Annotated in this window: 1 protein-coding gene; it reads left to right on the forward strand. The window is 66.9% G+C overall.

Going from position 1 to position 254, the window contains the following annotated elements; genetic code table 11:
- A partial coding sequence (locus AC0L3D_RS37095) for an alcohol dehydrogenase catalytic domain-containing protein (RefSeq protein WP_473647586.1) occupies window positions 1–254 on the forward strand: 254 nt, incomplete at both ends.

Genomic DNA, 254 nt, shown 5'->3' on the forward strand with positions numbered 1-254 from the left:
ATCGTCTGCGGCCATTGCCGCAATTGCCGGGCGGGCAGGGGGCATCTGTGCCGCAACACCCTCGGCGTCGGCGTCAATCGGCCGGGCGCCTTCGGTGAATATCTGGCAATCCCGCAGCACAACGTCGTGCCGATCCCCGACGACGTGCCCGACGAGATCGCCGCAATCTTCGATCCCCTGGGCAATGCGGTCCACACCGCACTGTCCTTTGATCTGGTCGGCGAGGACGTGCTGGTCACCGGCGCCGGGCCGAT

It is taken from the genome of Mesorhizobium sp. WSM4837, assembly GCF_055811435.1.